The organism is Trichococcus ilyis (assembly GCF_900109135.1).
Classification (GTDB): Bacteria; Bacillota; Bacilli; order Lactobacillales; family Aerococcaceae; genus Trichococcus; species Trichococcus ilyis.
Genome location: NZ_FNYT01000023.1, coordinates 40,865 through 46,864 on the forward strand (window position 1 = coordinate 40,865; position 6,000 = coordinate 46,864).

The window sequence follows — 6,000 nt, forward strand, 5'->3', positions numbered from 1 at the left end:
AGGCTGAAATGAAAAACGAATTTTCCATCTGCATTCTCCACTAGCTGTTTGAATTTTGAGTTCGGAATCTCCAAATGAGCGCTCCGCCTGGATGAGTAGTAAGGCATTACAGCTTCCAAATGCGTCATGACGCATGTAAAAAAACGTAAGCAAGTGGATTCCGATATGCCTCTGACAACTTTAATGGGAGTTGCGAAGCTTTTTTGGGATTGGTATAATGGTGGCAGATGAACAAAAAATAACCGTTATCCTGTCAAAGTAAAAAGATAAGGCGATTATTTTTTTGTGTCTTTTGATTGGTAAAGGAGAGTTCTGCGCTAACAGGACTCTTTTTTTCGTTTTCGTAATTGGAGCTATCGATGAAAGACGGGAAATTTAAAGGCTATTGTAGGAAAGCACATTGTTCCCGAACAGACAATTCTCCAATTGTGCCGCAGGGGAGAGCAGGAATCGAATGAAGCCGGAATATTCAATACATTCCATAACGCAGAAAGTCTGGAGAAAAGGACACGGAGGAATATGCAATGAAGTCAGAAGAAGAGGAAAGCGCATTCGAATTTGAACAGCAGGGCATGGAAAACACCTCGAAAAAGAACGAAGAAGTCACAGACACTTTTATGGAAATGGTAATCTCAGTTTGTGATGAAAATGAGGAAGCCTTGAAACAACTGGGTGATAGATGAGGCGTGCGGCCGTCCGGGAAACAAATATTGGCAGTCTATGACATCATTATCGCTGAGACGCATTTGAGGATTAGGTGGTTTTTCCATGGGTTCTTGCTGATTTATGCTTGATGCGTTCTGACGCCTGTGGGATTATGAAGTTTCACATATAAGACGAGGTGTGTTGAATCAACATGTAAAGCGAAAGCCGGACTCGCATGCATTGCAGCGGATTTGGGAAGTGCTTAAACGCATATACGGCAGAATATGACATTCATTTCAATAACTCGCCGAGCCCACTGTTGCCAACATTATTTGTTACGTGAAACGTCAGATAATCTGAGGGAAACGGACTCGGCAGGTCCGCGGGGAGCGAACCTACAATAGTGGAGGAGAAAATCGAGCAGGTCAAACGAAAAGGGACAGTCCGTGAATAGCAAACAGGCATTCGCTATGGTATATTATGTATGCAGAAATGCGATGAGAGCAGGCTCATAGTCAACTTGATATTCGGAATATATGTTCCACCGGTGGCAAGCACCAAAACGAAACCTGTATAGAGGCTGCTCTTTTTCAAGAGTAGTCTTTTTTCTCTTGGTAAATGGTTTTCAGTTTCTTGATTACCGGACAAGCTTTTTACCTTGCTCTTTCAGGTAGAATTTGACTGTATCAATTAGAGAGCGTGGGGGGGATGGCCTCCTTCCCTCAGAAAGAGACCTTTTCACATTTGGTGAATAAGTCGAGACCAGCTACAATATGGTCATTTACGCTCAGTCGCTTTTCAAATGAACCCGTATCCTGTGTCAGAAGATACAAAAGGAATAAAGGAATCGGGCAAAGCCGGGTTCATTCAGCGATGGTTTATGGGCGGAGAAACAAATCTGAATGGAAAGGATGTGCAAGCCGTGCTGGGGGGATAGCTTGCTTGCAAAATATCTTCGTTGAGTAGGAGGTTATTTGAATGATGATGACGTTGACATAAGTCAATTGTTCTTTATTGTTATCAATAAAAGTGGACAAATTTTCTCGGAAAGGTCATACTGTAACCAAGCCGATAAAATTGTCATCATCAAGGAGGTAGCGGGATATGGATATTTTTGAGAGAGTCAAGGAATCAAAAGTTAGTGAAATGTCACATGAGGAAATATTACGGTTAAAGGAAGCGGTTTATAAAATAGTAGAAGAAATGGAATTGAATGGCGAAAAAGTAACGATTCGTGCTGTTCACAAGAAAACAGGAACTCATGAATGGATATTAGAACAGTTTCCAATTATTAGGGAAGCTAAGTCTAGGCAAAGGTTGAAAAGGGAAACTGAAAGACGAAAACAAATACTATGGGATGATAGCGGCGATTTTAGAAAAATGGTGGAGGAAAGCATTCTTAATCCGTATTCTGTATTGAGAAAGCGAAATGAAGCTAAATCGGATTCCGAACAATGATGTGAGATTTTTGAAATTGCAATATATGAAATCCTTCTTAGAAGATGACGTGAAAATCTCACAGATGAAAAGAATCATTTTTTGATTTGTTCTCATCGGTTTCAGAATGACTCGCAAATGCGATAACAGATTTCAAAGTTTTGTACTACGCGGGCAATCCAAGTGCATCCCATGACTGAACGGTATTCAGGAAGGATGTAGCAAACCAGTATCACTTGTCTTGGGAGAGGATTATGTTGCTCAAAAAGTAGCCAATCCGTATTCCGTACGTGAATTTAAGTCTGCGGACAAGTTGGCTAGTCTCTATACACGACGTTTTGGTCCGGTTATTATTTCTACCAAAGAGGTAACGAATCCAGTGAATTTGGGCATTTTTACAAAAAAAGTGGGAACCACTCATTGTGATTGAGTAGTTCCCACTAAAAGTTGCTCGTGTTTTTCCCAGCGTGGTCGAAATTCCTTGAAATGCTAATCATCCTAATTCAGTCATGAATGAATCGAAATGAAGATGTTGCTTGTTTGTGACTGAATTCGTGACTGAAAAAATTAAATTTAATACCTTTTGATTCTATATACATATCTGAAAAATCATGGTACACTGCATTTTGCATGCCGGTGCAACCTTATACAATCTAGCAGATAAAAAACCAGGTTTGAAAAAAGCGCGTAAAGCTTCACAATTCTCAAAACGTTAATTGCTGGAGCCGTTGCGGATTCATTCGTTTACGGATACAGTATGGGACGGAGATTTCGAAAGAAATCGAGTACCATTCAATTACACTGTTTTCAAATGTTTTTTGCTTCAGGTTGGTCACACGGCCAATTTGAAAAATCAATCAACAGCCCTAAAGCATCGGCATCTTGCTGATGCTTTTTTTCTTGTATAAATTCAAAAGAATAAAAGTATGGAGTGTCATACTGATGAAGGCGGTGTGAACAGTGAGTCCAAAAGAAAAAATGCTGGAAATAATCAAGAACAAACAAGGCGGCGGAAAGTCCAAACAAACCGACACGCCAAAAAATGATATCAAGAACATGCGCAAAGGCCCGAAGATTTTTAACAAGTAATGACAGCTTGCAGAATAATAATTTGTTGATCCCATTCGGAAGAGTGGGTTTTTTTGTTTAACGAGGGGCATCTTCGGTTCGGATTCTTTCCGGTAATCCAAGCAAGTTACTTTACAAAAGTTAGTTCCTGCTTTATGATTGATTAATCAACCGTTGACTAGTCAAACGTTTGTCAGTCAGCCAATATCGGATAATCGAGGTGAATGTGCATGAACTTAAGAGACATAAGCAAGTTGCTGTACCAGATCAAACTGACTAATCAGGAGATTACCACGCTGTTCGAAAAGGAAACAGGGTTCAGTTTGACGCGCTATGAGATGCTGATGTTCCTGAAAGAAAAGGGAAGCTGTTCCCAAAATCAGATCCAGACGGAGCTGAAAATCGACAGCGCAGCGATCACGCGCCATCTGAAAATCCTGGAGCAAAAAGGCTATGTCCTGCGGGAACGGAATGCGGAGAATAACCGGGAGGTCTTTGTCCGCTTGACGGACAAGGCGATCCAGGAGCTGGATGCCTGCGGGAAAGAACAGGATCAGGACAGAATGGGGATTTCGCTGTCCTTAAGTGACGAGGAAGCCGAACAATTATCCCAATTGCTGAACAAACTGCACCTGAATAGAGAACAAGAAAGAGGCTAAGAACATGACAAATACACTTATCAACAACGATTTTTCGGAAATCGTATTCGGAAGAAAATCCATCCGCGCATATGATGAAACATACAAGATCAGCCAGGAAGAAATGCTGGAAATGATACAGGAAGCCACGACGACGCCTTCATCCGTGAATATGCAGCCTTGGCGTTTCGTGGTTGTCGAGAGCGAGGAAGCCAAAGCCAAACTGAAACCGCTGATCCGTTTCAACACAAGGCAGAATGACACATCCTCAGCGATGGTGCTGATATTCGGGGATATGCAGTGCTACGAGCATGGGGAAGAAATCTATAATGCTGCCGTTGCGCAAGGGAAAATGTCCGCGGAGGTGAGGGACCAACAGTTGGCCGCCATCATTCCTTATTACAAAAACTTCTCCAAAGAACAGATGAACGATGTCGTGAAAATCGATTCCAGCCTGGCGGCGATGCAGTTGATGCTGGTGGCGCGTGCCCATGGCTATGACACGAACCCTATCGGCGGTTTTGAAGCGGATCAGTTGGCCGAGGCATTCGATCTCGACAAGGAACGGTATGTGCCGGTCATGATCCTGTCCATCGGCAAAGCCATGGAAGAAGGTTACAAATCCGTGCGGTTTGCGTCGGAGAAAATCACAGCGTTCAAATAGGCACCTTTTTGTAAGTACCTGATGAAAAAGTGCCTGCTTCTTTTTTTGACTAACCAGCTTTACAATAGTAAGAAAGAGAAGGGAGTTGCAAAAATGTCATTATTATTGTCACCAACTGAAATAGCAGGATTATCATTGAACAACCGGGTCGTTTTGGCCCCGATGTGCATGTTTGAAGTCGAAAAAGAAGATGGGGTGCTGACACCCTTCCATTTTGCCCATTATGGCGCACGCGCGATCGCGAAGGCTGGCCTGATCATTATCGAAGCAACCGGGGTGGAACCGGATGGACGGATCAGCAATCGGGATCTGGGGCTTTGGAACGATGAGCAGGCAGTGGAGCTCAAGAAATTGGTGGATATGCTGCACGCTTTGGGAAGCAAAGTGGGCATCCAGCTTGGACATGCCGGCCGGAAAGCGGAGAATGCGGAAGTTCTGATCGCGTCAAGCGCCATCCCGTTCAGCAATGAGTACGGAACACCCAACGCAATGACCAACGAAGAAATCGAGCGCGTCCAAGCCTCCTTCGTGGCGGCTGCAGAACGTGCCGCAGTTGCCGGAGTCGACATGATCGAACTGCATGGGGCGCACGGCTATCTGATCAACCAGTTCCTGTCGCCATTGACCAACGAACGGACCGATGCTTACGGCGGTTCGCTGGAAAACCGTTACCTGTTCGCAAAAGAAATCATCGAGCAAATTCGCGGATCTTTCAATGGCTCGCTGTGGATCCGCTTATCGCTGACGGCATACGCTGATTCAGAAAAGCAGAACAGCCTGGATGAGTGGAAAACGATCGGGAAATGGCTCGAAAAAGACGGCATCGATTGCATCGACGTTTCCACAGGCGGTCTGCTTGACAGGAAACCGAATATCCCTGTCCGACCCGGCTATCAGGTGCCTTACACGAGCGCGATGAAAGAAGCCGTTTCAATTCCGGTGACCGCGGTCGGCCTGTTGGATAACCCAGGCTTGTGCGAACACATCCTGCAAACAAAACAAGCGGACCTGATCCTGCAAGGCAGGGCGCTGATCCGCAACGTCAACTGGCTGGCCGATGCCGCCGAAGAACTGCGCGACACCAATTTCGAGGTGTACAATCATTCCTACCAAAGAGGGCAACGAAGAAGATAGCCAATTGGTGTTCTGGCAATTAAAATCAGCGAAAAACCAAAAACGGGATTGCCTCTCCATTATGGAGGCGGTCCCGTTTTTGGTTGTGCGCCCGGCATGGGTGATAACTTGGTGGTGAAAGTCCACTACAGGCTTTGCAGTAGGAACTGTTAGCGAAAGACAAGGGTGTCCACCGTGAGGTGGAATCTGAAGGAAGTCGGACGCAAACACTCGCACTGACGAACAGAAATCTCATATAAGGCTGGATGGAGACGGACGAGCTTGCAAAACAAAGTAAAGTCCCATACTGCACGAATCTCCTACAGTAAATGAGGCAGTGACATGAGTGGAAGGTTATCATTCTTACCCGGGGAGGTCTCGCTAGCAGGAATCCCTGTAGTAACAACGAATAGCGAGAAGTCAGCAGAGGTCATA

The 6,000-nt window shown here is 44.7% G+C and carries 6 protein-coding genes; all 6 read left to right on the top strand.

The annotated features are described in order from the left end of the window. Positions 1-524: 524 nt before the first annotated feature. The 6 genes from BMX58_RS14705 (at position 525) to BMX58_RS10845 (ending at position 5,586) form a co-directional block, all read left to right on the top strand. Positions 525-683, top strand: a complete 159-nt coding sequence (locus BMX58_RS14705; RefSeq protein WP_157077230.1) for a hypothetical protein — start codon at positions 525-527, stop codon at positions 681-683. Positions 684-1,749: 1,066 nt separating this feature from the next. Beyond that, on the top strand, positions 1,750-2,103 hold the full coding sequence (locus BMX58_RS10830; protein ID WP_068623052.1) for a hypothetical protein: 354 nt from the start codon (positions 1,750-1,752) through the stop codon (positions 2,101-2,103). Positions 2,104-3,042: 939 nt separating this feature from the next. After that, the gene (locus tag BMX58_RS15005) at positions 3,043-3,171 is read left to right on the top strand and encodes a hypothetical protein (protein ID WP_068623051.1); all 129 of its coding nucleotides are present in this window, start codon (positions 3,043-3,045) and stop codon (positions 3,169-3,171) included. A gap of 209 nt (positions 3,172-3,380) precedes the next feature. After that, complete coding sequence (locus BMX58_RS10835) at positions 3,381-3,809, top strand: MarR family winged helix-turn-helix transcriptional regulator (protein ID WP_068623050.1); 429 nt, start codon at positions 3,381-3,383, stop codon at positions 3,807-3,809. 4 nt (positions 3,810-3,813) lie between these two features. Then, positions 3,814-4,452: a nitroreductase family protein gene (locus BMX58_RS10840; protein WP_068623049.1), complete on the top strand. Its 639-nt coding sequence runs from the start codon at positions 3,814-3,816 to the stop codon at positions 4,450-4,452. Positions 4,453-4,545: 93 nt separating this feature from the next. Next, positions 4,546-5,586, top strand: coding sequence for an oxidoreductase (locus BMX58_RS10845; RefSeq protein WP_068623048.1), 1,041 nt, complete (start codon positions 4,546-4,548; stop codon positions 5,584-5,586). Positions 5,587-6,000 lie beyond the last annotated feature (414 nt).

Coding starts and splice junctions, on each gene's coding strand:
- BMX58_RS14705 (WP_157077230.1), top strand. CDS start 525: ATGAAGTCAGAAGAAGAGGAAAGCGCATTCGAATTTGAACAGCAGGGC.
- BMX58_RS10830 (WP_068623052.1), top strand. CDS start 1,750: ATGGATATTTTTGAGAGAGTCAAGGAATCAAAAGTTAGTGAAATGTCA.
- BMX58_RS10835 (WP_068623050.1), top strand. CDS start 3,381: ATGAACTTAAGAGACATAAGCAAGTTGCTGTACCAGATCAAACTGACT.
- BMX58_RS10840 (WP_068623049.1), top strand. CDS start 3,814: ATGACAAATACACTTATCAACAACGATTTTTCGGAAATCGTATTCGGA.
- BMX58_RS10845 (WP_068623048.1), top strand. CDS start 4,546: ATGTCATTATTATTGTCACCAACTGAAATAGCAGGATTATCATTGAAC.